This window comes from Bacillus sp. FJAT-45350, assembly GCF_002335805.1.
Lineage (GTDB): Bacteria > Bacillota > Bacilli > Bacillales > NISU01 > FJAT-45350.
Genome location: NZ_NISU01000005.1, coordinates 31538 through 58353 on the forward strand (window position 1 = coordinate 31538; position 26816 = coordinate 58353).

29 protein-coding genes are annotated in these 26816 nt (G+C 37.3%); 1 reads left to right on the plus strand and 28 read right to left on the minus strand.

Annotated features, from left to right (window positions below; all coding sequences use genetic code 11):
* Positions 1 to 53: 53 nt before the first annotated feature.
* From CD003_RS21150 to CD003_RS21240, 19 genes are all read right to left on the minus strand, one after another.
* Complete coding sequence (locus tag CD003_RS21150) at positions 54 to 284, minus strand: anti-sigma-F factor Fin family protein (protein WP_096203247.1); 231 nt, start codon at positions 282 to 284, stop codon at positions 54 to 56.
* Positions 285 to 425: 141 nt separating this feature from the next.
* A complete protein-coding gene (gene pth / locus CD003_RS21155) occupies positions 426 to 983 on the minus strand; it encodes an aminoacyl-tRNA hydrolase (RefSeq protein WP_096203248.1) in 558 nt (185 codons plus the stop codon).
* Positions 984 to 1187: 204 nt separating this feature from the next.
* A complete protein-coding gene (locus CD003_RS21160) occupies positions 1188 to 1811 on the minus strand; it encodes a 50S ribosomal protein L25/general stress protein Ctc (protein WP_096203249.1) in 624 nt (207 codons plus the stop codon).
* A gap of 121 nt (positions 1812 to 1932) precedes the next feature.
* Positions 1933 to 2886, minus strand: coding sequence for a ribose-phosphate diphosphokinase (locus CD003_RS21165; RefSeq protein ID WP_096203275.1), 954 nt, complete (start codon positions 2884 to 2886; stop codon positions 1933 to 1935).
* A 15-nt stretch (positions 2887 to 2901) separates the two neighbouring features.
* Positions 2902 to 4284: a bifunctional UDP-N-acetylglucosamine diphosphorylase/glucosamine-1-phosphate N-acetyltransferase GlmU gene (gene glmU / locus CD003_RS21170; protein ID WP_096203250.1), complete on the minus strand. Its 1383-nt coding sequence runs from the start codon at positions 4282 to 4284 to the stop codon at positions 2902 to 2904.
* Between the two features lie 270 nt (positions 4285 to 4554).
* Entirely contained in the window at positions 4555 to 4848 is a 294-nt protein-coding gene (gene spoVG, locus CD003_RS21175; RefSeq protein ID WP_096203251.1) for a septation regulator SpoVG, read from the minus strand.
* A gap of 298 nt (positions 4849 to 5146) precedes the next feature.
* Positions 5147 to 5521, minus strand: a complete 375-nt coding sequence (gene ridA / locus CD003_RS21180; RefSeq protein ID WP_096203252.1) for a 2-iminobutanoate/2-iminopropanoate deaminase — start codon at positions 5519 to 5521, stop codon at positions 5147 to 5149.
* On the minus strand, positions 5499 to 6368 hold the full coding sequence (gene purR / locus CD003_RS21185) for a pur operon repressor (RefSeq protein ID WP_096203253.1): 870 nt from the start codon (positions 6366 to 6368) through the stop codon (positions 5499 to 5501). Before purR ends, ridA begins: the two co-directional genes overlap by 23 nt.
* A gap of 61 nt (positions 6369 to 6429) precedes the next feature.
* On the minus strand, positions 6430 to 7293 hold the full coding sequence (ispE, locus tag CD003_RS21190; RefSeq protein ID WP_096203254.1) for a 4-(cytidine 5'-diphospho)-2-C-methyl-D-erythritol kinase: 864 nt from the start codon (positions 7291 to 7293) through the stop codon (positions 6430 to 6432).
* A 215-nt stretch (positions 7294 to 7508) separates the two neighbouring features.
* Positions 7509 to 7688 carry a small, acid-soluble spore protein, alpha/beta type gene (locus CD003_RS21195; RefSeq protein WP_096203255.1) on the minus strand — a complete coding sequence of 60 codons (180 nt, stop codon included), beginning with the start codon at positions 7686 to 7688 and terminating at the stop codon, positions 7509 to 7511.
* A gap of 114 nt (positions 7689 to 7802) precedes the next feature.
* Positions 7803 to 8069 carry a biofilm formation stimulator Veg gene (veg, locus tag CD003_RS21200; protein WP_096203256.1) on the minus strand — a complete coding sequence of 89 codons (267 nt, stop codon included), beginning with the start codon at positions 8067 to 8069 and terminating at the stop codon, positions 7803 to 7805.
* 232 nt (positions 8070 to 8301) lie between these two features.
* Positions 8302 to 9171, minus strand: coding sequence for a sporulation peptidase YabG (gene yabG, locus CD003_RS21205; protein WP_096203257.1), 870 nt, complete (start codon positions 9169 to 9171; stop codon positions 8302 to 8304).
* A gap of 92 nt (positions 9172 to 9263) precedes the next feature.
* Positions 9264 to 10148, minus strand: coding sequence for a 16S rRNA (adenine(1518)-N(6)/adenine(1519)-N(6))-dimethyltransferase RsmA (rsmA, locus tag CD003_RS21210; protein WP_096203258.1), 885 nt, complete (start codon positions 10146 to 10148; stop codon positions 9264 to 9266).
* Positions 10141 to 10704 carry a ribonuclease M5 gene (gene rnmV, locus CD003_RS21215; protein WP_096203259.1) on the minus strand — a complete coding sequence of 188 codons (564 nt, stop codon included), beginning with the start codon at positions 10702 to 10704 and terminating at the stop codon, positions 10141 to 10143. Before rnmV ends, rsmA begins: the two co-directional genes overlap by 8 nt.
* 271 nt (positions 10705 to 10975) lie before the next feature.
* Positions 10976 to 12187: a G5 and 3D domain-containing protein gene (locus CD003_RS21220; protein ID WP_096203260.1), complete on the minus strand. Its 1212-nt coding sequence runs from the start codon at positions 12185 to 12187 to the stop codon at positions 10976 to 10978.
* Positions 12188 to 12715: 528 nt separating this feature from the next.
* A complete protein-coding gene (locus CD003_RS21225; RefSeq protein ID WP_096203261.1) occupies positions 12716 to 13480 on the minus strand; it encodes a TatD family hydrolase in 765 nt (254 codons plus the stop codon).
* A gap of 84 nt (positions 13481 to 13564) precedes the next feature.
* Positions 13565 to 15547 (minus strand): methionine--tRNA ligase, encoded by a 1983-nt coding sequence (gene metG, locus CD003_RS21230; RefSeq protein WP_096203262.1) that lies wholly within the window; start codon positions 15545 to 15547, stop codon positions 13565 to 13567.
* Positions 15548 to 15969: 422 nt separating this feature from the next.
* Positions 15970 to 17805: an ATP-binding protein gene (locus CD003_RS21235; RefSeq protein ID WP_096203263.1), complete on the minus strand. Its 1836-nt coding sequence runs from the start codon at positions 17803 to 17805 to the stop codon at positions 15970 to 15972.
* A 24-nt stretch (positions 17806 to 17829) separates the two neighbouring features.
* Positions 17830 to 18795, minus strand: coding sequence for a DNA double-strand break repair nuclease NurA (locus tag CD003_RS21240; protein WP_096203264.1), 966 nt, complete (start codon positions 18793 to 18795; stop codon positions 17830 to 17832).
* Positions 18796 to 18999: 204 nt separating this feature from the next.
* On the opposite strand from CD003_RS21240, the gene CD003_RS21245 reads away from it, so the two are divergent.
* Positions 19000 to 19284: an AbrB/MazE/SpoVT family DNA-binding domain-containing protein gene (locus tag CD003_RS21245; protein WP_096203265.1), complete on the plus strand. Its 285-nt coding sequence runs from the start codon at positions 19000 to 19002 to the stop codon at positions 19282 to 19284.
* Positions 19285 to 19374: 90 nt separating this feature from the next.
* Here the strand turns inward: CD003_RS21245 and rsmI are convergent, their stop codons facing one another.
* The 9 genes from rsmI to CD003_RS21290 all read right to left on the minus strand — a co-directional run bounded on the left by rsmI (position 19375) and on the right by CD003_RS21290 (position 26157).
* Positions 19375 to 20247: a 16S rRNA (cytidine(1402)-2'-O)-methyltransferase gene (gene rsmI / locus CD003_RS21250; RefSeq protein ID WP_096203266.1), complete on the minus strand. Its 873-nt coding sequence runs from the start codon at positions 20245 to 20247 to the stop codon at positions 19375 to 19377.
* A complete protein-coding gene (locus CD003_RS21255) occupies positions 20225 to 20998 on the minus strand; it encodes a tRNA1(Val) (adenine(37)-N6)-methyltransferase (protein ID WP_096203267.1) in 774 nt (257 codons plus the stop codon). The genes rsmI and CD003_RS21255 overlap by 23 nt, the downstream gene beginning before the upstream one ends.
* Before the next feature lie 143 nt (positions 20999 to 21141).
* Positions 21142 to 21495 carry a DNA replication initiation control protein YabA gene (gene yabA / locus CD003_RS21260; protein WP_096203268.1) on the minus strand — a complete coding sequence of 118 codons (354 nt, stop codon included), beginning with the start codon at positions 21493 to 21495 and terminating at the stop codon, positions 21142 to 21144.
* Positions 21496 to 21510: 15 nt separating this feature from the next.
* The gene (locus CD003_RS21265) at positions 21511 to 22338 is read right to left on the minus strand and encodes a PSP1 domain-containing protein (protein ID WP_096203269.1); all 828 of its coding nucleotides are present in this window, start codon (positions 22336 to 22338) and stop codon (positions 21511 to 21513) included.
* A gap of 6 nt (positions 22339 to 22344) precedes the next feature.
* On the minus strand, positions 22345 to 23331 hold the full coding sequence (holB, locus tag CD003_RS21270; RefSeq protein WP_096203270.1) for a DNA polymerase III subunit delta': 987 nt from the start codon (positions 23329 to 23331) through the stop codon (positions 22345 to 22347).
* 20 nt (positions 23332 to 23351) lie between these two features.
* Positions 23352 to 23681, minus strand: coding sequence for a cyclic-di-AMP receptor (locus CD003_RS21275; RefSeq protein WP_096203271.1), 330 nt, complete (start codon positions 23679 to 23681; stop codon positions 23352 to 23354).
* Positions 23681 to 24325 carry a dTMP kinase gene (gene tmk, locus CD003_RS21280; RefSeq protein WP_096203272.1) on the minus strand — a complete coding sequence of 215 codons (645 nt, stop codon included), beginning with the start codon at positions 24323 to 24325 and terminating at the stop codon, positions 23681 to 23683. The genes CD003_RS21275 and tmk overlap by 1 nt, the downstream gene beginning before the upstream one ends.
* A gap of 24 nt (positions 24326 to 24349) precedes the next feature.
* Positions 24350 to 25786: an aminotransferase class I/II-fold pyridoxal phosphate-dependent enzyme gene (locus CD003_RS21285; RefSeq protein WP_096203273.1), complete on the minus strand. Its 1437-nt coding sequence runs from the start codon at positions 25784 to 25786 to the stop codon at positions 24350 to 24352.
* A gap of 164 nt (positions 25787 to 25950) precedes the next feature.
* A complete protein-coding gene (locus CD003_RS21290) occupies positions 25951 to 26157 on the minus strand; it encodes a sigma factor G inhibitor Gin (protein ID WP_373558595.1) in 207 nt (68 codons plus the stop codon).
* Between the last annotated feature and the right edge of the window lie 659 nt (positions 26158 to 26816).

Genomic DNA, 26816 nt, shown 5'->3' on the forward strand with positions numbered 1-26816 from the left:
TGCTTTGGTAGGTATACGTACCAAAGCGAATTCCCTTATGACATACGAAATGCCTATTGGATAAATGTGTGGAACTGATGATAATCAGGATTTCTATTTAATGCCTCTTCACAATCTTCACAAATGACATTCACATGAACATTGCCCTCATTATCATAACGAATCATCTCTTGTCGTTCCTGCTCGTCTAAATGATGGAAACCTAAAGAATCTGAAGATAATCCCGTAGCCTCTAAAGTACCCATTTCTAGACCACAATGGCGACAATGATAATTTATAGCCATTATAGATGCCCCCTTAAATGTGACAAGTTTAATGGCTAGTATATCCTTGAAAAGGGAATCTATTCATGTTAGGTTTTTGCAAAGTACTATACATATGTATTTATGAATTTGAATGTATTTTATACCTACTTTTTCTATTTGTTAGTTAAATTTATTCATCACTTTAAGAAAATCTTCAGAGAGCCAAGCCTCACATGCTTTAGCAGACTGCTCAATTGCTGTTTGTATATCGGCTTTTTCATCACTACGGTAAGTTCCTAGTACATAATTTGCAACACTCTCGCCCGGCTGTGGTCGATCAACACCCACACGAATTCGTTTAAATTCACTCGTGCCAAAATGCGCTATAAGTGATCGTATTCCGTTGTGACCGCCATGACTACCCTTCTGTCTCAAGCGAATCTTCCCAACCGGTAAGTCTAAATCATCATAGACAACAACTAAGTCCTCAATATCAATCTGAAAGTAATCAAGCAAAGGTTTTACAGACTCTCCCGATAAATTCATGTAAGTTAAAGGCTTAAGAAGGAAGACCTTTTCTCCATTAATGATTCCCGTACCATATATACCTTTAAACTTAGATTGATTTAAGTCAATCCGAAGCACATCTGCCAAATAATCAATCACATCAAAGCCTACGTTATGTCTTGTGTGAGCATATTTATCCCCTGGGTTTCCAAGCCCAACTATTAATTTCACTATTTCTTCCTCCCATTCTATTGTTCGTACACAGTTATTGACTACTTCTATTATACACAATACAAGTTACCAATTATAAATGAATATAGTATGCCATTTGCAATTCATAATTCGTAACTCATAATTATGTGTACTTGTCATACAAAAGAGGCATAACCCCATATATGCAGGTTATACCTCTATCTATTTACTTATTTACTCTATTTAGTCAGCTTCAGCCTCTTGTTCAGCTTCTACAGCTTCACCTTCTGGCTGTTGTTCTGGTTCTTTTTCAGCTGATGCAACTAAAACGGTAACAATCGTTTCCTCAGGGTCGTTTGTGATATCTACCTTTTGAGTATTTACCATATCTCGAATCTGGATTGAGTCACCAATATTTAAGTTAGAAATGTCGACAACAACTTCTTCCGGTATATCCGTTGGAAGACAGCGTACAGAGATAGAATGCATCAATTGAGAGACAATTCCCCCATCTTTCGCACCAGGGGCATCACCATCTAATCTTACAGGAACTTCAGCATCCATTTCAGATTTCATATCTACCTCAAAAAAGTCAATATGAAGGAATTCACCTTTTAACGGATCTGTTTGCCACTCATTAACAATCACTTGATGACGTTCATTATCCGAATCAACAGATAAAGAGATAATTCCGTTACGCCCATTTTCGCGAATTGTTTTTAAAAATTCAATACTATCAACTGCAATTGGTTTGCTTTCTGTTTTCTTCCCATAAAGAATAGCCGGTACTTGTCCATTCAATCGAAACTCACGTGTTGTAGAATTCTTCATATCAGGACGACGTTTTGCTTGTAACGTTGCTGTCACTTACAATCACCTCTATCGTTTTTGTTGTTCTCTATAAGGTTTCCCTAAAACAACTCTTTCAAACATAAAAGTAATAAAATTGTAAGCGTTCCATATATCACCTATCAATATAAATTATATATTAATCAAATAATGTACTTACTGAAGATTGTTCATGTACACGAATAATTGCTTCTGCCATTAATGGACCTACAGATAACGACGTAATTTTTGACGTTTGTTGCTCTTCAGATAAACGAATTGTATTTGTTACTACAAGTTCCTTAATCTTAGAGTTTTCAATTCTTTCAAGAGCAGGGCCTGATAATACAGGATGCGTACAGCATGCATACACTTCTTTAGCACCGTGTTCAACTAGAGCATTAGCTGCTAATGTAATTGTTCCTGCTGTATCGATAATATCATCAATAATAATCGCAGTTTTTCCTTCAATATTACCAACGATATTCATTACCTCTGCCACATTTGGCTTAGGACGGCGCTTATCAATAATTGCAATTGGAGCTTTTAAGCGATCTGCCATTTTACGAGCACGGATAACACCACCGTGGTCTGGAGATACGATAACAAGATCATCTAATTGTTTCTCTTTAAAATAATCAGCTAAAATCGGAACCCCCATTAACTGATCAACCGGAATATCGAAGAACCCTTGGATTTGAGTTGCATGTAAATCAACTGTAAGAACACGAGTAGCTCCAGCTGTTTCTAACAGGTTTGCTACTAATTTAGCCGTGATAGGCTCACGAGAACGTGCCTTACGGTCTTGACGAGCATATCCATAGTAAGGAAGAACAATGTTAATTGTTCTTGCTGATGCACGTTTTAAAGCATCGATCATAATTAATAGTTCCATAATATGCTCATTTGCTGGTGCTGAAGTAGATTGCACTAGATAAACGTCACAACCACGGATACTTTCTTCGATATTAATTTGTACCTCTCCATCACTAAAACGTGCAACAGAGCTTTTTCCCATTGTTACACCAATATGTTCTGTAATTTCATGTGCCAATTCCGGATTTGAGTTTAATGTGAATACCTTTAAATGAGGGTCACCATATTTAGCCATTATTAATTTTACCTCCAACTAGTTTTCATTCATTTTATCTTTTAATTTTTGAACATAATTCTCTTTTGTCGTTTGTCTAGCACGAGCAATTGAAAGTGCTTCACCTGGTACATCTTCAGTTATTGTCGAACCGGCAGCAATATACGCATTCTCACCAACAGTCACAGGTGCAACCAGATTAGAATTACATCCAATGAAAGAACCACTACCTACCTTAGTAAGGTGTTTATTTTGCCCATCATAATTCACTGTGATGGAACCACAGCCTAAATTAACATTTTCACCAATCTCCGCATCACCAATATAACTTAAGTGGGATGCTTTGCTGCCGTGACCAAATGTTGATTTCTTTACTTCAACAAAGTTACCGATCTTAACATCATTGCCAATGTCCGATAAAGGGCGAATATGACTGAATGGTCCGATTGAAACGCTATTTCCAATTTCACTATCATGAACAACTGATTGTTTAATCGTTGTTTCATTTCCTATTGTACTACTTATTATTTCTGTATGTGGCCCAATCATACAATCGTCACCAATTTGTGATGTCCCTTCAATGATTGTTCCAGGATAGATTACTGTATCTTGACCAATAACCGCATCAGAGGAAATATAAGTGCTCGTAGGATCAACAATTGTGACTCCCTGTCTCATCCAATGCTGATTAATTCGACTCTTCATAATTCGTTCAGCCTCAGACAAAGCAACTCGATCATTTACACCAAGGGTTTCATCAAAAATAGGTGTTTGAAATGCAGCTATGTTTTCACCTTGCTGTTGTAAGATTTCAATTACATCTGGTAAGTAATACTCACCTTGTACGTTGTCGTTTCCTACCTTCTTTAATGACTGGAACAACGCTGAATTATCAAAACAATACGTACCTGTATTAATTTCTTGAATCAACCGCTCTTCATCCGTAGCATCTTTGTGCTCAACAATACGTTCGACTAATCCATTATCATTCCGTACAATTCTACCATATCCAGTAGGGTCCTCAGCATGCGCCGTTAGAACCGTTACCTTCGCTTGTTCCTCTTCATGTTGTGTAAGGAGTGCCTGCATCGTTTCAGCAGTAATTAAAGGTGTGTCTCCACATAAAACAATGGTGATACCTTCTTTATCACCAAGAGTAGCTTCTGCCTGCATAACTGCGTGGCCTGTTCCTAACTGCTCCTCCTGTAATGCATAAATTACATCATCACCTAATTGTTCCCTTACTTTTTCTGCACCGTGTCCAACGATCGTAACTAGCTTTTCTAGTTTAAGACTTGATACTTGATCGACCACATGTTGAACCATTGGCTTTCCACAAACGGGATGCAACACTTTATAAAGCTTTGACTTCATCCTAGTTCCTTGCCCTGCGGCTAGAATAACTGCATAACGATTGCTCATTTTTACCCTCCAGCAGTTCCTTTTTCCCTTAAGAATATACTCTAAAAACGCTACCATTTCAAGACATTGGTTGTCGATATATGTTGAATATTTGAAAACTCGTTGAAACTTGTCACAAACATTGCTGAGAAAAACTATTTTAGCCTATGCTTTTATACACTTGTCTCATGCAACATATATCATAATCCCTTAGGTAAAAGAAATTTTTTTCGTTCAAAAAAAATAACGATTACCTCCAGTATGAGGTAACCGTTATTTTACTTTATTAACTTAAGAAGCTCCTGCTTCTTCGTATTCTATTTCTTCCATCTCACCAGCACGCTCATATTCAGCAAGTACTGCTGACTGAATCTTTTCACGCGTTTGAGAAGAGATTGGATGTGCAATGTCTCTGAACTCACCATCTGGAGTACGCTTACTTGGCATTGCAACGAATAATCCATTGTTACCATCAATCACTCGAATATCATGTACAACAAATTCGTTGTCAATTGTAATTGAAGCAATTGCACGCATACGGCCTTCCGTATTAACACGACGTAGTCTTACATCTGTCACTTGCATGTATGTCACCACCTTTAATAAGAAAATAATTCATACAGGTATAATTCGTTAATTATTTGGAAATCCCTTCTTTATCTAAAATAAATTTGTATAAATTTTTAGTTTATTTAAACAGTTCACAAAATAGACACAAATCAAATTATGAGTTATTAATTGTTTATAGGTCCCCCCACAGGTGCTTAACAAATTGCCCTCCATAAATCATAAAGCCCAACTCCCATTCACTTCCGGTTTCCAAAATTCATAACCCATAACTCATAATTCATAAATAAAAAACAGAGGGCTTTGCCCTCTGTTTTTATTTAACTAGTGCAATTACTTCAATTTCTACTAATACGTCCTTTGGTAATCTAGCTACTTCAACACACGAGCGAGCAGGTTTGTGTTCACTGAAGTACTCACCATATACTTCGTTTAATTCTGGGAAGTGGTTCATATCTTTAATGAATACTGTTGCTTTTACAACTGTTTCAAGTGATGCACCCGCTTCTGTTAACACAGCTTGTAGGTTTTTAAACACTTGATGTGTTTGTTCCTTAATATCGCCATCAACTAATTCCATGTCCTTTGTTAATGGAATTTGTCCAGAGCTATAGAACATGTTGTTGACGATCATCCCTTGAGAATATGGACCAATTGCTGCAGGCGCTTCATTCGTTTGTACTATCTTCATTACCTTCCACCTCATCTTCAAAGATTAATTTATCTAGATAATTACCACGCTCGACTTTGATTTGTTTATCTTTGATGTTTACCTCTGATAAGCGAGTAATGGATACATACTCATTGACAAGCCGTTCCTCGACATCAATCGATTCTGCTAATACACCGATTCCCACTACATTTGCATTAAACTCCACTAGAAGATCCATCATTCCTCGAACAGTTCCTCCAGCCTTCATGAAGTCATCGACAATTAACACATTGGAACCCTCTTCAAGACTTCTTCTTGCTAGCGACATTGTTTGAATCCGTTTTGATGAACCAGAGACGTAGTTAATGCTAACCATTGAGCCTTCAGTCACTCGGTGGTCACGACGAACAATACTAACAGGAACATCTAAATAATTACCTACTGCATAGGCAATCGGTATTCCCTTTGTGGCTACCGTCATTACTGCGTCAATTTTATGCTTAGCGAAGAGAGCAGCAAACAATCGACCGACCTCATTCATTAGTCGAGGGTTACCTAATACATCCATCATGTAAAGATAACCACCTGGTAGTAGTCTATCTGCAACAGATAGCTTCTCACAAACTTGGTCAATTAATCGTTCGGCTTCTTCTCGATTGACCATTGGTATATATTTCACACCGCCACTTGCACCTGGAATCGTTAGTAACGAACCAATGCTTTGACTTTCAAAAACATCCTTCACAATCGCTAAATCCTCACTAATTGATGACTTCGCAGACTGATAACGTTCAGAAAAATGTGTTAATGATATTAATTTATGTGGATTTTGTAATAAATAATTAGTCATATCAACTAAACGTCCACTACGTCTTATTTTTTTCATTAGAACCTCCATGAAAAAACCGAATATTTACAAGTAATATAACATTTTTGTACGGATTTTATCAAGAGTTCGACTTACTAATTAGACGTACTGCATAAACATCACTACAGAAGCCTCGAAGCCCGTTGTAGATTCTATGCACTCGGGACTCTTTGCGAACAAGACCAAATACGGTTGGCCCACTTCCACTCATTAATACACCATCTGCACCGAAACGCTTCATGCTTTCTTTAATGTGTTCAACATCTGGATGAAGTTTAAAAGTTACATCTTCAAGTACATTATGTAAGCTACCACAAATCCCTTTGAAGTTATTAGACTCTATCGCAGACACCATTTCCTGCACATTGCGACGCTCCACATTATTTAGATCTAGCCGGCGATATACTTCAGCCGTTGAAACTCCAATTGGAGGCTTTGCTAATATAACCCAACACGGCGGTGGGGATGGGATTGCTTTTATAATCTCTCCACGACCAGTTGCTAGAGCTGTGCCACCATATACGCAAAAAGCAACATCCGAACCGATTTCTGTTCCTATTTGAGCTAGTTCGTCTAATGATAGATTCAGGTTCCACAGCTTATTTAAACCACGCAATGTCGCCGCAGCGTCACTACTGCCACCTGCTAGCCCCGCTGCCACAGGTATTTTCTTTGAAATATAAATTGATACTCCACGAGTAATATTGTATTTCTGCTTAAGCTTTGCTGCTGCTTGATATGCTAAATTTCGCTCATCATTGGGAACGAAGCCTTCAGAAACATCTACTATAATTTTATCCTTCTCAAGATCAATTAACTCAATGCGGTCAGCTAAATCTACTGTTGTCATAATCATTTCTACTTCATGATAGCCATCCGGTCTCTTATGAAGAACATCAAGTGATAAATTAATCTTTGCTGGTGCTTTCACTGAGATTTTCACGTCATACTCACCTTCTACTGTCCATTTGCTTACGTTATTTTATCATTTGTACCTCAAACATACCAGTTAATACAAAAAATTATAACAGGAAAACTGACAAAGGTAAGAATTCTTTTACATAAGGGTTTCATCTGTTTATTTTTATCACTAGCTCATAAGCTTTTTTTGACAGCAAAAAACCGAAGCGTTAAGCTTCGGCCGTCGTAACAATGAGTTTATTTTTGTTGATTGGCAAGGTTTTCTTGTGCGATTTCAATTGCTCGCTTTACCATGTTTCCAGCATCACGAGAACGAATGCCACCCCATCCTTCTTTTTGAACAGTGTCATAAAAGCCTAACTCTTTCGCAAGCTCTTCTTTCATCTGGTATGACATGACTCCTTGTCTTCTGCTCATTAGAAAACAACCCCTTAGTAAGATTGTTACGACACCCTTATTGTTTTCTAGTTCAAAAAAAATATAGCTTCCCACAGAAAATAGCGGAAAGCCAATTTATGTCACGTCTTTCTGTTAAAGCTTGACCGAAGCGCTACTTTCTAACTCCTCGCATAGAGTCAATTCAACAGTTTCTGTTAGGATATCTGCATAACTATACGAAACACGCTCAAATGAATTTTGCTGTTCATCAAGCTTGATAATAAACACTGAAGGGTATGTTTCTTCTAGGAAGCCTGTACGTTCCACAGTTTTGCGACGGCCACCGTTTGCTTTAATCATAATCCGTTTACCCACATTCGAGTCTAACTCACTTTTAATTTCGAGCAACGTCTTTGCCATTTATACACCCCACCTCACTATAATGAATTATAGCATGTTGCAACATTTTTTGTCAAATAAATTTAAAATTATATCAACTGGACGAGATTCTTGTCAATGATATAAAGCTAAAAAGAAATATTTTCTACATTCATGCTATGTATATACTTATCTTTCCTAAAATTCGACAAAATATGTATAGGCATGAAAAAATAAGCGTAGGAATTTTCCCACGCTTATTTTTATACAACTATTACTCTTCGCTTTCTTCATCTTTTAATGGCATCCCTCGACGTAATACCCCTTTCGTTTCAATTCCACCGATTCCTTTTTCCCCTGTAATTGTATTCCGCAGTAAATCCCAAATACGAATACGATCCATAAAGGACGTTAAGCTCACTTTTGCTACAATATAAACTGGATCAAGTGCATGAATATTTATTCTATCAGGTGAACTTGCAAAATTAGCCCCAGATTTAATCAAACTCTCAAAATTTGATTGGCAGGCTCCTGCAAAAATAACTAGGTCATCAAGTTGAGGGACAACCTTTCTTGCTATACGTACGGATTCAATAAAGTGTTTGGAGTTACGGTACGCCTTCATATCTTTTACGCCACCTCTAGACTTTTGGTAGGCGTCATGACCCGTAACAACTAATATGTCTGGACGCACCATCTCTAGTAACGATTCAATTTGCCCAGGCATCTCCTTTTCACTCATGTGTACACCATATACAGGTACACCGAGCTTTTCGTATAACTCCGTGCATTTCCTTAAATAGACAGGGTCCCCATCTACATGAAGAACACGACCACGAAGCTCAAAAAAGGAACTCTCTGTTTGATATCCTGATGTTACTTCGTATTCCCCTCGCTGTTTTATTAAGCGATAATCCTGGCGGAACAACTTATAACAGTTTTCTTCAATACTTTTTGCTTTTTCTTTTCTTTTCTTACATTCTTGCTCATCTATTAGAATAACATCTGTTAATGGTGCATCTGCAATTAATCGTACATCTTCACCAAATAGCTCAACATAGTCATTCTTTATATCTACGACTCGAAACAATAAATCGCAGTTATAGGAAGGACGGGCTACAATATCACCTACTTTTAGATTCATAAAAAATTCCTCCTCACATATTAGCCTATGCGAAGAGGAACGAAACAGTGCCTATTAGAGTTGTTAAAACTGATAATTTATTGTTAATTCATTCAAGCTCTATCTGATAATGAACTGTGCAACAAGTTACTAATCGATGCAAACTCCTCCATTGATAATGTCTCTCCACGACGTTTTGGGTCAACATTCGCTTCTTGCAATGCTTGCTCTATCGTTTCTTTGTCCTCTTTCGTTCCTAGATTATTAACTAAGTTATTAAAAAGAGTTTTTCGGCGTTGGGCAAAGCTTGCTCGAATAACTTTGAAGAAAAAGGCTTCATCAATTAAATCGACTGCAGGCTTGTCCCTTAACGTCAAACGCAGAACAGCAGAATCTACATTAGGTTGAGGAATAAACACTGTCTGAGGGACATTTAAAGCCGTTTCAGCTTGTGCATAATATTGAACAGCAATTGATAATGAGCCATAATCTTTCGTTCCTGGCTTTGCTGCAATCCGTTCCGCGACTTCCTTCTGAATCATAACAGAGATTGCCTTAATCGGTAGCTTCTCTTCAAGTAGTTTCATCAGTATTGGTGTTGTTACATAATATGGAAGATTAGCTACGACTCTCACTTCATCTATATCAGCAAATTCCTCTTCAATCATTTTTCGTACATCTGCTTTTAACACATCTGAGTGAATGATTTTCACATTATCATATGGACTCAATGTATCCTTTAAAACTGGTAAAAGCCTTTGGTCTATTTCATAAGCAACGACTTTCTTTGCTCGCTTTGCTAACTGCTCTGTTAGTGCACCAATCCCCGGACCTATTTCAATCGCACCCGTTGATTCCGTTACACCAGCACTCGTAACTATTTTGTCTAATATATTTAAATCAATTAGAAAGTTTTGTCCTAAGCTTTTCTTAAATTTAAACTTGTACTTTTCAAGTATCGCTTTTGTTCGAATTGGTGTAGCTATATCTTTAGTCATTCTGTTCCTCCTCCAACACCTGTGCAAACGATGCTGCGAATTCATCTTTCGTTACTTGGAATTTTAGTAGTCGTTTGTAAAGCTGTTTACCATTGCAGTAGCCAACCTTTAAAAGAAGCCCTAAGCGGTCCCTTCTTGCTTTAGCCATCGTACCACCTATAAGTCCCGCATCAATTAAATCTTGCCATGAAATTTCTTCTTCTATGTCATCCATAATTTCTTGCTTCGCATTATGTAATGCTTGTCGAATTGCTTCTGGAGAGGCATTTTCTACACCTAAATCATCTCCATTTTTTGAAATAGCATCCCTTTTCGGGATAAAAGCATGCTTACAGCCAGGAACCCGTTCACTAACGATACGGCGAATCCTCTCACCGGGATAATCTGGGTCGGTGAAAATAATAACCCCTCTTCTCTCTTGAGCAAGCTCCACTTGCACTAACACTTTTTCTCCAATCGAAGAGCCATTTGTTTCAATTGTATCAGCTTGCACAGCACGCTGTATCGCTACTGTATCATCTCTACCTTCAACAACGATAACTTCTTTAATTTTCATATTTCCTCCGCTTACCTACTCTCAATTATTACTAAATGCTTCTGTTAGTATAAAACGTCTTGTGATTAAAGGAAAGTTTTTCCGAATACTACCCTCACACTATATCTGTTTTCTTAGTGTAACTTTATATGTAGTAAATTAGTCAAAAAAGTTTAACAGTCTATTCAAGTAATGTGTTTATACCACACCCTAAAGCCCGCTATGAGGTTCCTCATAGCGGGCTAAAGATACTGACTTAGCGTAATCTAGAAAACTACTTCTAAGTATAGGACTAATCTAATATTGTTACTTTTACCTGTTTACGTCCCCAACGATTTGCTTCTGCCTTTGTTGGAACGTGAATATCAATTTTATTACCTCGGATCGCTCCACCAGTATCTCCAGCAATTGCTTCACCATATCCTTGAACATGAACTCTTGTTCCTAAGGGGATCACACTCGGATCTACTGCTACTACTTTTTTATTACGGTTATTGTTTAAGTTGATACCTGTTGCTGTGATTCCACTACACCCCGTACAATTTGCTGTATACGCAGTTGCAGTCATTGTGATTGTTTTTCCACTTGGTGCACTGCTTGTTGACGAAGGGCTAGAACCACGAGAAACTGTTGCAACTGGGCGTGTACCTACAGCGACAATACGGTCTTTACTTTCTGATACCGTTTGTGACTTCACTAGCTCTCTTGAGACTTCTTCTCCGTTCTCAAGAATCACTTCATAATGTTTTTCCACTCGTCCTTCTTGACCTGACTCCACTACTTTTTCTTTTCCACTATCTAACGAGTTATCTCTTCTCGTTACTGTTGCATATGCAACTGACTCTTCCACTACATCGGTGACTTTTTCCACTCGTATTACATTTACATCGATCTCTTCAGCAACTAAACTATCTTTTGCTGGTTCAACTCTATCTAATTCACCTAAGGCAATAGACTCTCTTTCTAAAAAGTCAGCGACCGTAGTCGAAGTTGTCCAAACTTCACGTTCTTCATCGTCACTGTTGAGTCGTACTTGAAAAGCAGATTCATACGTAATTGTCATGTCAGACTGAATTTCGGCATCTAAACTAGGTATAATTTTATCGTGTTCATTAAGCGTTATGTTTTTTTCGTTTATAAATTCTTTAACTGAATCGGCTGTCGTCCATTCTTCATGATCGACTCCATTGTTAGATAAATAGACTTGTTTCGCTTGTTTCCAGTTTATAGTCATATTACCAGTAATTTTTGTTTCTAACGAAGGCTCAAATTTATCATGTTCACTAATTGTCCAATCATGTTCCATCAACACATCAGCCACTGTAGCTGCGTGTGTCTTTATCTCTGTTTCTTCACCATCAATGACAACTGTCACTGTTGCTTTGGTCGTCTCAAATACAGCAAACGCAAGTACTCCAACGACAAGGATAAGACTGAAGATGGACATGAATACCTTTTTCCCATTGCTTAATTGGGAGAAAAGTTTTCCTATCCTGGGTATCATGTTTTATTCCTCCTCCTCAAGGACCGAATTATAAACACTTCACCTCCTTTTGTCAACTACTATAAAATTGGTTTGTCAACCTTTTCACCTAATATTACTAAAGATTTGGTAAAAAGAAATAAAAACTTATCGACACGTCCAATCTATGCAATCCCAACCCTGTGTAGAACAAAAACGAATAAAATTGAAAAAAGACAAGCCTCCTCTCTATTAGACAAAATCCCTTATCGAGTTCTGTTTAAATAATGGACAAAAAAAATATGTTCTGTAACAAACCTTGATAATAAAAGTACGTGTAAAGAATGAAAATATGACACTCATTTTTATAAAATAAATTCAAAGAAGGAGGTAAAAGGTGGAGGAATAAATCTTTAAGCGGATTTCACCAGAAATGAGTGCAATCGCTCCACTCACTGTGCGCCTAACTAGGAATAAATCATTCTTAGTTAGGCTTTATAAAAATACAGCTGTTCACTCATTGCTTCGAGTCTGTTCAAAAGATATCAACCGACTTTTTTGAACAAACTCTCAAATCCCAAATAATCTTTTACCATTTGCTGTTGTTGCTTCTGCTACTTCTTCAAGTGAAATTCCTTTTAATTCAGCAATTTGCTCTGCAACTATTTTTACATAAGCCGGTTCATTCCGCTTTCCTCTATATGGATGTGGAGCTAAATATGGACAGTCTGTTTCAATCAATAATTTGTCTAGCGGCAATGCTGTTGCAACTTCTTTTGGTTTTTTCGCATTTTTAAAAGTTACAGGTCCACCAAATGAGATAAGGAAATTCATATTGATACACTGCTCAGCTGTTTCTACACTTCCACCAAAGCAATGCATAATTCCACCAACCTCTGCAGCATCCTCTTCCTTCAAAATTTCGACAATATCCTGGTTTGCTTCGCGGTTATGTATGATAATTGGTAATTTTACTTTCTTTGCAAGCTGTATTTGTTTACGGAATACTTCTTTCTGGATATCCTTTGGTGACTTGTCCCAATGATAATCTAATCCCATTTCTCCCAATGCCACCACTTTTGGATGTGATGCGAGTTCCTCCAACCAAGAAAGGTGTTCCTCAGTCATATCAATAGCATCTACTGGATGCCAACCAACAGCTGCATAAATAAAATCATATGTTTCAGCAAGCCTTAGAGCTCCGTTGATCGTTTTCTCATCAAAACCAACGACAACCATATTGGAAACTCCTTGTTCTTTTGCTCGTTCAATAACTTCTTCTACATCATCAGTAAACTGGTCAGCATTCAAATGAACATGTGTATCAAAAAGCATCCTTCATTCCTCCAATTGTATAGTAGTATACTTTTTTAATGGAAAGCGCCGCCATGAACTTCATAGCGGACGCCACATTTATTATTATTTAACTTGCGAACCATTCGGTAATGCTTGAGCGATTGTTGCTAGTGTTAATTCACCATCTTTAGATGCTGCTAAAATCATCCCTTGTGATAGTTCTCCTCTTAGCTTCACAGGCTTTAAGTTCGTAACACAGATGACTTTTTTCCCAACTAGTTCTTCTGGTGAATAGTATTTTGCAATACCAGAAACGACTTGTCTCTTTTCATAGCCTAAATCAAGCTGGATTTTTAACAGCTTGTCTGCCTTCTTCACTGCTTCTGCTGCAATAACTTCCGCAACACGTAAATCAACCTTCATAAAATCGTCAATTGTAATTTCATCCACTTCTGGGACTTCCTCTTTCGATTCTTCCTCTTCTGAAGCTAAAACGCCACCCATTTCTTTTACAATATGTGCAACTTCCTCTTCCACATCAAGACGTGGGAAAATAGGAGTACCCTTTTGAACTGTTGTTCCTTGAGGAAGTTGACCGAAAGTTTGAAGTGTCTCCCACTCTGTTAAATCCTTATTGATTCCTAACTGCTCCCAAATTTTCGTTGGCGTTTCCGTCATAAATGGTTGGATTAGGATTGAGATATAACGTAATGATTCTGCTAAATGGTACATAACTGCACCTAATTGTTCCTTCTCGTCCTCATTTTTTGCTAATACCCATGGTTGTGTTTCATCGATATATTTATTCGTTCGACTTACTAGCTGCCAAATGGCTGTTAATGCAACCGAGAACTCCATTTCTTCCATAGCATTCTCAACTTTTTCTACTGTTGCATCCACTAAATCAACAAGACTCTCATCAAATGGAGTTCCATCCTTTAAGTAGCCAGGGAGTGTACCATCAAAATATTTGTTAACCATAGCAACTGTTCTATTTAATAGGTTTCCAAGGTCGTTTGCTAAGTCAAAGTTTACACGCTCAACAAAGCTTTCTGGTGTGAACACACCATCAGAACCAAATGGAACTTCACGTAATAAGTAGTAACGAAGAGCATCTAACCCATAACGATTAATTAGTGGAACTGGGTCGACAACGTTTCCTTTAGACTTCGACATTTTTCCATCCTTCATTAATAGCCAACCATGTCCAAATACTTTTTTCGGAAGTGGTAGGTCTAGTGCCATTAACATAATTGGCCAATAAATCGTATGGAAGCGAACAATTTCTTTCCCTACTAAATGTACATCTGCAGGCCAATACTTTTCATACTTTTGCTGGTTATCAGTCCCGTAACCTAGAGCAGTAATATAGTTTGATAAGGCATCAATCCATACGTAAACAACGTGCTTTGGATTACTTGGAACTTTCACACCCCATTCAAATGATGTACGTGAAACAGCTAAGTCCTCTAACCCAGGCTTAATGAAGTTATTAATCATTTCATTTTTGCGAGATTCAGGCTGGATGAATTCAGGGTTTTCTTCGTAGTACTTTAATAGACGGTCAGCATATTTACTCATGCGGAAGAAGTAAGATTGCTCACGGACTTTTTCTACTGGGTGACCACTATCTGGACTTTTTCCACCAACAATTTTTCCATCTTCTTTTATTGGATCAACTAACTGAAGTTCTGTATAAAAAGTTTCATCAGGAACAGAATACCAACCTTCATATTCATCTAAATAAATATCACCTTGGTCTAGTAACTGTTGAAAGATTTTTTCTACAACTAGTTTATGTCTGTCTTCTGTTGTACGAATGAAGTCATCATAAGAGATATCAAGCTTTTTCCAAAGGTCTTGAATTCCTGCTACAATTTCATCAACAAAGGCTTGTGGAGTCTTCCCATTTTCTGCTGCCTTCTTTTGAATTTTTTGACCATGCTCATCAGTACCTGTTAAATACATAACATCATAACCACGAAGACGCTTATAGCGCGCCATTGCATCTCCTGCTACAGTCGTGTACGCATGACCAATATGAAGCTTGTCACTTGGGTAATAAATTGGGGTTGTAATGTAGAACGTTTTGTTATCCTTTGCCATCTTTCAAATCCTCCTAAATAGTATGTAAAATTGTGCTTCGAGGTTGCTATTACATCACCTCTCAAACAACAGAAAAAACCCTCATCCAACAAGGGACGAGAGTTTACCTCACGTGTTACCACCCTACTTCTCCTATCTCTTTGCAAAGATAAGACTCAGTAAGTCTCAATCGAGACTCTTCTATTAACGCTAGAATCACGTTGCTCCCTTATTGACATCAACTCGAAAGCAAATTCCTCGTGGACCATTTTCTAAGCTTGTCCTATACTGGTTTTCAGCTTCCCCAGCTCTCTGTGGCAGTCACACTGCGCAATAGAACATAACATGTACTTATCCCTTCATCGGATATAAATTATCAACTTTCATCATTTACCATCATACCACTTCTAACACCAAAATATACCGAATAGATTATCTAATTGTCAAGTACGATCATACATCGTCGCAAATGGAGTTTGCTGCTTTTTAATTTTCCCTTCTTTTGCAAGGCGGTCTAGCGTTTCCTTAAGTGACGAGACATCAAATTCAGCATTTGTTTTTTCATTAATGTCAATTACACAATTCATTAGCGCCGTTTCATATAGAGGAAACACACTCTCTAAAGCTTCAACTAAATCATCGTCACCTTGATTCTTCATTCTTTGTAGTTCATCGAATGGATTATCTACATGAGGACTAGTTGAGTGAGCCATTCGAATTCGTACTGGAATCGTACGACCAAAAATTGCCGAAGACACAAACACATCACCTGACTGAAGATAAGGTAAACGTTTACCCTCTTCATGCGTTAAGTCAGTTTCTTCTTTAATTGTCTGAATGTCCGTCCCCCTAACTGTTCTGAAAACAAATTTTGAGTTTAATTGGGCAGTAATAGTCTCATCTAAAAGAGTTGGACGTTGAGTCGCAAAGATTAAGAAAGCTCCGTACTTTCTTCCTTCCTGAGCAATCTCTTTTAATACTGATTTAGCCGGAGCATCATATCCCTTTGGTGCAAAATTATGAGCTTCATCAGTGACGATAACAAACGGTGGGAAGAACTGTCCCTGTTCATTTTGAAGCTTTGCATCCTTATAAGCCCTTCTCTTTGAATAGAGTGAACCAATAACATAACTCGAAAAAACTTGTAACAACCAAACTGACCCTTGAACAACGACTAGTTTTCCATTATGTAGCCCTTGTTCAATTGCTTTGATATTGTATTGGAACAGACCTGCTTGTGCAAGGCGATTGAGACGCCACTGAATTCCTTTTACTGATGTTAACGGCAGGCTTCCATAATGCTCTAACAATTGTCGATACGATTGGTATCTATCAATATCTTCTCTAGTTAACCCATTTCCATCGCGTAAATACGAATCTAGCTTTTGCTTCCCTTCTTCAAGTGCATCAGCAAGATTCGCCACTCTATCACCAAATGATTGATAGCTATCCCTCCGCTTATGCATGCTTTGAATAACGTTAATCATTGATTCTGATAATGAACCAGCTGCACTTAAAAGCCTCTCAACATCTCTTGTACTTAAAGCAGAAAAGTCTACCCCTACATCTCGTCCGATTTGAACGACCTGATAATCTCCTTTATAGCTCTTTGAAAATTGCTCTCCTTCAGCAGCATGAGAAAAACTCATCTCAAAATGGGGATCAAATACTAATGTAGGAATGCTAAGTTTCATTAATTCCTCAAGCATCACTCGTAGTCCAAACGATTTCCCTGAACCAGAGCCACCAAATATCCCAACATGAGGATATTGTTGCATTGCCTTAATATCGAAAATAAAAGGTGCTCCATTTTGCTGGCGAAGTTCTTCTTTTTCAAATACCTCCATTAAAGAAGAAAGATGTGGTGGGAGTGTGTCAACTAAATGGTCCGTACTACGAATCTCCCCTAGTACTAATCCTTCTTCTGGATTTGATTTCACTAGTAAGTCCTTCACTTCGTCAAATGAAGGGTTTCGTACTTCCACACCTGTTTGTATTGGTTGAACCGCTTCAGCAAAGAGCCTAACTTTTGCAAGATTTATCTCATCGGCTCCAATATCGTAACCAATCTGTTCAAGTGTTTGTAATACTTGAGCATCAACAATACCTTTATCAAAGCCCATCGGTATAAAGCGATTATATGAGAAGGTTTCAACTACCTCTCCTTTTGGTTTATGTAAGGTATCATCTTCTATTAGCACAATCTCATTTATTCTAAACTTTCTCTCTCTAGACGCTACATATACTTCATGCTGTGTAGTAATCCCTACAACCTGCATTCAAACCCCTCCTATTTATTATAATTAGTAGATTCGTTCCTTCTTTTTCGGCTGAAAGAAGCGTTGCTTTAATTCCGGGGAAATATATTGCTCTACTAAAGCCTCTACAATTTTATCTGTAATTCTCACATCTCGATCGACAATATCAAGCCAAAGAGGAATTCCTCTACCTTCCCTTGGTGTCATTGTAAAAACAAAGTCTGCGATTTGATTTAGGTGCTCCATTTGTTCATCTAGTATATCAATTCCTACTACAGCTGGGCTTGACGAGGGACGTAACCATGCTGTTCGAAGTCCTGCTTTTCGTTGAGCATCCTCTACATAGAGCATTTCTCCTTGTTCTAATACTCCAAATAAAATATCCCGATCATTTAAATGATTAAAAGATGATTTACTTTCGAATAAAGGCAAGTCTTTTAGAAAAGACGTTCCGACCTCTTCCGTCACTCCTACTAACAGCACTCGCCTATTAAGGGCCTCTTGCCTTAAACTTTTCCAATCTTCTTCAGCATCAATACTATAATGCAAAAGAGAGCCATCCATCATTACAATTTTTACATCCTCTTTCTTCATTAACTGTTCTGCTATCTTCAATTCAATTGACGACATTTTTTGAGAGCGAATATTCTTTTCCGTTACTTCTTTTTTTTCTTCTACTGATTCTTCTTGCAATAATGGGGTATATAAATCGGTAAGCCAATACTCTTTTCCTGAGATTGTCTTCGCTAGTGCTTGGAAAAAGTAAATAACATGCGGAGACTCCCCCTTGGTTTGGTTTACAGAGCCGTCAACTGCAGCTACCTCTTTCATTTCGAGCATATTCGACAATTCGACTTTTTCAAGCCGTCTCATTTGTCGAAAATTCACGTCTCCTTGTAAAAGATTTTGTCGAATTACATGTCTTTCTTGTTTTGAATATGGATATTTTTCTTTCAAGCTTTTATCAATTTTTACTAACCTTTCAATTAAATCCTTGGAAACTTCTAACATACGCTATCACCCTCTTTTTAAAAACCTTGTTAGTTCAACGAAGTTTGATAATTGGTAGATATTACTATGAATCTAGTGGAATCATTTTGAAAAATTTAATTGACTTGTTTTGGAAACGCTGGTATTCTTAGTTTAGTAGAAAAAATTGTCGAATAATGACACAAACAAATAAAAATCACCCCATTTTTAGGAGGAGAATTGTAAATGAAATCTACAGGTATTGTTCGTAAAGTTGATGAATTAGGTCGAGTAGTAATTCCAATTGAGCTTCGCCGTACACTTGATATTGCAGAAAAGGATGCTTTAGAAATCTATGTAGATAATGATCGCATTATCTTAAAGAAATATAAGCCAAACATGACATGTCAAGTAACTGGAGAAGTTTCTGATGATAACCTTTCTCTAGTTGGTGGAAAAATCATCTTAAGCCCAGATGGTGCAGAAAAAATCTTAAGTGAGCTTCAAAACTACGTAGAAAAAGCAAAATAATTGATACGTATATAGTGGAAAAGACTTTGGCTTTATTGCCGAAGTCTTTTTTTATAAGCTTATCCCGAAAAGGCTGCTTGTAAACAACGATTACTCTTTATGATAGATTGCATAAACTTCTCGCTTTGGTAAGCCTCTTTCTTTCGCCACTAACTTTATTGCATCCTTTGAACTCATCTCTTTCTCATCTATGTATTGTTGAATATGTGCATCAACTGTTAGTTCAGCCCACCAATCTTCTACTTTTAATTCAGCTTCAGAGGCTCCTTCAACAATTAAGCAAAACTCGCCTTTAAGCATCCCATCTTCACACCACTGTAGAACATCTTCAACTGTACCTCTAATAAATTCTTCATGCCTTTTTGTTAACTCTCGACAAACAGAGATTTGACGATTGCCAAGAACTTCACTAATTCGTTGAAGAGTATCTTTTAATCGATGTGGTGCTTCATAGAATATAATTGGAACATCTAACATCTTCAGCTTCTCTAGTTCTTTATTCTTTTCCTTTTTTTGTCGATGTAAGAATCCAAAGAAGTAAAAGTGATCAGTCGGTAATCCTGATGCGACAAGAGCTGTTAGTGCCGCATTTGCACCTGGAAGTGGAATAACTTTGATCTTTTCCTCTAAACAGCTAACGACAATATCATACCCTGGGTCGGAAATTGCAGGCATCCCTGCATCACTTACTAATGCAATATTTTTTCCCTCTTTTAATAACTTTAATAAGTTCGAACCACTTGTCTCTTTATTATGTTCATGATAGCTAACAAGCTTAGTTTCAATCTCAAAATGGTTACATAGCTTAATCGTTTGCCTTGTATCCTCCGCAGCTATCATATCTACTTCTTTCATTAGTCGAATTGCTCGAAAGGTCATATCTTCAAGATTCCCAATCGGGGTTGGTACGAGATAAAGTACCCCACTTTCGGACGTCTGGTCAAAGCTCTTTTGTTGCCACATTATGTACACCACTTTCTCCATAGTAAATCTGTTTAAATTCTTCTGTATAGGCTTGATCTTTGCCATACACATATATCGGTGGTAAACAAGTAACACCTGCTTGTCCATCCTTACTTCCTTCAACTAAAACCATATTCGCATCCTTATCTACCCTTGGATGAACGAGCTGAATTCGTTTAGGTTCAATTTTATATTTTCTCATATATAACATAATATCAGTTAGACGTTCCGGACGATGGACGATAGCTAATTTTCCCTTTTGTCGTAGAAGCTTGCTACTAACACGAATAACATCTTCTAGCGTACAATATATTTCATGCCTAGCAATCGCAAAATGGGGATTTTCATTTTGGTCTTTTTCCGATGTCGTTTCAAAATAAGGAGGATTACAAGTTACTACGTCAAACTGCTGTGACGTAATTACCTTTGGCAACTCATTTAAGTCTGCTCTCACCATCTCTAATTGGTCACCTAATTCATTTACTTCGACACTACGCCTAGCCATATCAAATAACCGCTCTTGAATCTCAACCCCATAAATATTTGCCTTACTTCGAGTACTTAAAATTAACGGAATCACACCGTTCCCAGTACATAAGTCAATAATTTTTCCTTTTCTAATTGGAACATAAGCGAATCTAGCTAGTAGAACTGCATCAACTGAAAAAGAAAAAACATTAGAGCTCTGAATAATTTTCATTTTTTCATCTAATAAGAAGTCCATCCGCTCCCCATTTTCTAGCATAACCATATTTAAAGCCTCTTTCTATGTAATATTACTATTATTATACCCTTTAAAAAGCCCTTTTACTGTTTACTCTATAAGAAAAACGGTCTTTTCACGATGGAAAAGACCGAGCATGCTTAGGCTATTTAGGAACAGGTTATAGCTCTTTATTTTTGATTTAAGAAAGATAAGCAAAAGAGACAATCCCCTTCAGAGCGAATACTACCATAATGAGTATTACAAATATGAAAGCCTTCTTGATATAAGCGAGCAAGATTATCATATCCTTCGCCGATATTTTTCTTCTCAGGCTCCTTGCTCGTGTCTTCTTTTGTTTCGGATTCAATTTCTGGACCTTTACTATCCATTCGATTTCTTAAATTTTCATTCTCAATTTTTAAATAGTGATTCTCTTCAATTAGCATTGCTAATTGTTCTTTTAATCCTCTCAACTCATTGTGTAAGTCACCAATACGCTCTTCTATATGACTTACTTGTGAAAAGATTTCCTGCTTGTCCACGTTAGCTCCACCTCATTATTCTGTGGCTTGCATCGGAACTGCCCCTTCATTTACTAATTCTTCAAGGGTGAACTCAACAACTCGCTCTTGTTCGTACAAATCCACTTGAATCAAGCTCTCTAGTATATTCAAGCCAACCACTCGACCTCTACCCTGAGATGTATGAATGTCCTTGCCGAGGTCAGGTAAGGCCTTCTTTGCAGACTCATAATGGTCATTTTCATACTTCAAACAACACATCAATCGCCCACATAATCCTGAAATTTTCGCCGGATTTAATGATAGGTTTTGATCCTTTGCCATTTTAATTGAAACTGGCTCAAAATCTCCTAGAAATGACGAGCAGCAAAGAACTCGACCACATGGTCCAATTCCGCCAAGCATTTTTGCCTCATCACGAACACCAATTTGTCGAAGCTCAATCCTTGTTCGGAAAATAGATGCTAAATCTTTTACAAGGTCACGAAAGTCTATTCTACCATCTGCGGTGAAGTAGAAAAGAACCTTGTTTCGGTCAAACGTATATTCAACATCTACTAGCTTCATATCCAATTTATGTTCAGAGATCTTTTCTATACATACGTCAAACGCTTTTTGCGCTGCCTCTTTATTTTCCTCTACCACTAATTTATCCTTGCTATCAGCGATACGAATCACTTGCTTTAACGGAAGGACGACATCGTTTTCGCCAACTTCCTTCTTCTCAATGACAACTTTTCCATATTCAATGCCACGAGATGTTTCAACAATGACCCATTCACCCTTAGGCAAGTCAAATTCGCCAGGAGAAAAATAATAAATCTTTCCTGCTTTCTTAAATCGAACACCTACAACGTGATGCACAATTGATTATCCCTCCTGTAATCTGAGCAACAACTTTTCCATTAATAGTTGTGGATTTACATTTGCACTCAGATGTCTCTTAGCTTCCAATATGGCAGTCATTTGTCTGCTGATTCTTCCTTGTGAACTATAGAGACTGTCATTTACTAATCGCTCTTTCTGATCAATATAAACCAAATCATTATCTTCATTTATATGAGTATATAATAAATCTCTATACCATAAGAGTAATAAATCTAAGCCTAAATCTAACTGTTCCTTTCCTTTAAAAAGGTCTAGCCATTTATCTTGAAGTGTAAATAACACTTGGTGTGGACGATTTTGAATCTCCTCCGTCAATTGTATCACTAGATTTCTTGCTTGTACAACCCAGTCATTTTCAGAAAAACGCTCTGCTTCATTTAAATCCGTTGTTATTGCTGATAATAGACTTGCTACAGAGGAAGAAACACCATCATTTACTAGCCTTTTGTAGAGGTCCATTGGAGATAAAGGTGTAAAGGATAGGATCTGACTTCTAGATAATACCGTATCTAATAGCTGATGGAGACTTTCTGTTAGTAGAACAGCGACTGTTGGTGCTGTTGGTTCTTCTAGAAACTTTAGTAGGCTATTGGCAGCACTCGCAGTCATTTTATCTGCATGCTCAATAATATAAAACTTCTTCTTCGATTCCATTCCACGATAGGAAAATTCCTTTTGTAATAACTCCACTTGCGATTTTTTTATCGATTGACCTTCAGGCTCGATAACATGAACATCAGGGTGATTTTTAGATGAAATACGCTTACAGTCCACACATTCTTGACATGGGTCTAATCCGTGTTTTTGTTCACAAAAGTAACTTTTCGCCAATTGATAGGCAACTTTCTTTTTTCCTGAACCCCTTTGCCCTTCAAATACATAAGCATGAGCTATCCGGTTCTTTTCAATACTGTTCTTTAATATCGTTACTACTTTTTCTTGCGTCTCTGCAAGCTCATTCCAACTCATCCTCTTCACACCTTAACCACTTAAAATTGTTCAAACTGCTCTACTGGTAGAACAAATACCGTTGCACCACCAATTTGCACCTCTACAGGATATGGTACATAAGAATCAGCATTTCCACCCATCGGTGAGATTGGTGCCACAAGCTGTTCTCTGCTTTGACAATTGTCTTTAATAATTTCTAACACATCACTAACATTATCATCCTCTGTACCAATCAGAAAAGTTGTATTACCTGCCTTTAAGAAACCACCTGTACTTGATAGCTTTGTCGCTCGATAGTTTGTATGAACAAGTGCTTCTGAGAGCCTGTTACTATCTTTGTCTTGAACTACAGCAATGATTAGCTTCATCAAACTCCTCCCACTGACTTTATTCGATTTTCAATTATTCTGATTGCATCCTTTATAACTAACTCTAAATCTTGATTTGCATCTACTCTAAGTACACGCTCTGGATACTTTTTCATTACCTCTTGATAACCTTGTTGGACTTTTAAATGAAATGAAAGCTTTTCTTTATCTAACCTATTCACTTCACGCTCTTTATCTTCCTGAATTCTAGAAAGACCGTTTTTCGGTTCAACATCAAAATATAACGTAACATCCGGTAGGTTCTCACCTATTGCAAATTGATTTATGACTAGTATTTCTTCTATCCCAATTCCTCTAGCAAAACCTTGGTACGCAAGACTACTATCAATAAAACGGTCACAAAGAACAATTTTCCCCTGATTGATAGCAGGGATAACTTTTTCTACTAAATGTTGTCGCCTTGCGGCAGCATATAATAGTGCTTCCGTCTTTCCATCCATAGCTGTGTGCGTTTCGTCAAGTATAACTTCTCTTATCTTTTCTGCAATTTCTATTCCACCAGGCTCACGTGTAACGAGTACATCTAAACCTAGTTCCTCAAGATATTCTTTAATCTTTACTAGTACTGTTGACTTTCCAGCTCCTTCTCCGCCCTCAACAGTAATAAACATTCCGTTTCCCATAAAAACAAACCTCTTTTCTACTTATTACACATCGAATACGATAATTCCTTTTGTAAGTATTTGTGAATGTCCTTGAAATCGAGCTCCTCGACTAGCCATATACTTTATATCTTCTATATGTACTTCTCTAATTTCTTCTCCTGCCATGAGAACAGGAATACCTGGTGGATATGTCACCACATGCTCTGCAATAATTTCACCACAAGCATCATCTAATTGAATTTTCTTTGTAGAGTATTCATCCATTTTTGAGTAAGGGATAACTAACATTCCTATTCTACTGTTATCTTTTGTAAAAAAAGAATCTTTCATATTATTCGTAAGAGGCTTTAAGTGTACCAAGGATTCTTTAACCTTTGTAAGTAGCCTTTCACTTTCAAATGGAGCTAGTGGTAATACAAAAAGAACTTTCGTATCATCTGCTAGTTCAGAATATATGCCAACACTCTCTAATAAAGACTGTAATTCATACCCTGTAGCATCACAATTACTTTTCACTGTAATTTTCAATGGATCTATTATTACCTCTTCAGACTCTATCACTTTAATTTGTGGAATTTGTTTCAATCCCTGTTGAAACTTCTCTATCGCCTCATGTATTTCTTTTTTTTTATTATCAGTTAATGTTGCAATATAGGACCTAGCAATATCTAATGAAGCCATTAATGGATAGGATGGACTACTAGATTGAAGCGTTTGTAAATACATTCTTACTCGTTCTTTAGAAATAATCTCACTATTGAAATGAAGAAACGATGCCATCGTCATTGCCGGTAATGTTTTATGTGCAGACTGAACAACAATATCTGCCCCTTGTGATAAAGCTGATGCAGGGAATGGACCTCCAATACCAAAATGAGCACCGTGAGCTTCATCAACTAATACTGGCACCTTGTATGTATGTGCTAACGAAATAATGTCTTTCAAAGGTGTAGCCACACCGTAATATGTTGGGTTCGTTAGAATGAGAGCTTTAACATCTGGATGTTCTTTTAACGCGCTCAAAATGGTTTCGTAACTTACACCTGTTGTCAAGCCAAGTTCCTTATTATAATCTGGTGTAAGGAAAACAGGTGTTACATCAGCAAGCTTTAAACCGCTCATAACTGATTTATGACTATCTCTCTGGACAAACACTTTATCCCCTGAACGACAAGCTGCTAATATCATCGCTAAGTTACCAACTGTTGTGCCTCCTACTAAAAAGAAACTTTGCTCTGCTCCATAAAAGGCAGCTGTTAAATCTTGAGCTTCTTTAATTACCTCTTCTGGGTCATGTAGGTCATCAAGTCCTGTAAGCTCTGTCAGATCAAGCTTCAATATATTATCAAACCATTTCCTTGATTGCGTAGGAAAAGCCATTCCATTTTTATGTCCTGGAACATGCAAAGAAGCAACATCGATATGTTCACTATGAGAAACCATACGCGTAAATAGAGGTGTAATAAAATGATTATCCATATTCTCTTCCTTTATAGATAGAATTGTCATATCCAAGTAATACGTTAATTATAAAGGATTTCGCAACCGAATGAAATTAACACAAAAAAGAGATTACCTTATAATCTTAAGGCAACCTCTTTTTTAGAATATAACGGATGATTAAAGCAGTAATTATTTTTGCTTTAACCACTCGTTGGTAGCTTTATTTTCCTAAGTTTTTTTAAGTAGTAGTGATAGTATTCGTCGTTTGTATCGGTAAGTACCATTTTTCTTTCACAGCACTCACAAATAAAGTGTTCAAATAAATGAATGCCTGATGTTTTTTTCTCTTCACAAACTAAACAAGTTTCTCCAATTTCGGCGACATGGTTATTAATCGTATCCATCATCCTTCACCCCCAGTACCAGTAATCGCCAAATAAAACTTAAAATATACTTTTTTAAAAATTTTCTTTCATTTCGCTTTAATTACTTGGGTTATTGGAAGGCATTTGTCTATTCCTTAAACTATATGTAGTTCCTAGCTCAACTGTGTCTGTCTGCATTGAAATAGTTGCGTACAAATTTAAGAATATAAGGCAACGAAACACCCATTCTCACTAAATACCCTATATAGAGTTGTACTAATCATGGCTTTTTAATTTTATTAAAAAGGGGTAGAGAAATCACAGTAGAAAGAAAGAGTGAATCAGAATTATAAATTGATTCAACGAAAAAAGCACCCTTTTAAAGGATGCTTTACAATTACCTAGCAACGTCCTGGCTCATACCTTTTCTTCTACGGGGATGGCAGATCATGATGCTTAAGCTATGATGTTTTTCATGTTGTTTTACGAAGAAAAGGTATTCGTCTCGCAGGGAGACATGAAGTTATTCTATGAAGTCTTTCACGATGCATCCATCGGCTTATTCAAGGAAGATGTTGACTCTTCGAGCCAATCGCTCTTCAGCTTTGTACTTCATCAACGAAAAAAAGCATCCTTATAAAAGGATGCTTTACATTTACCTAGCAACGTCCTACTCTCGCAGGGGGAAGCCCCCAACTACC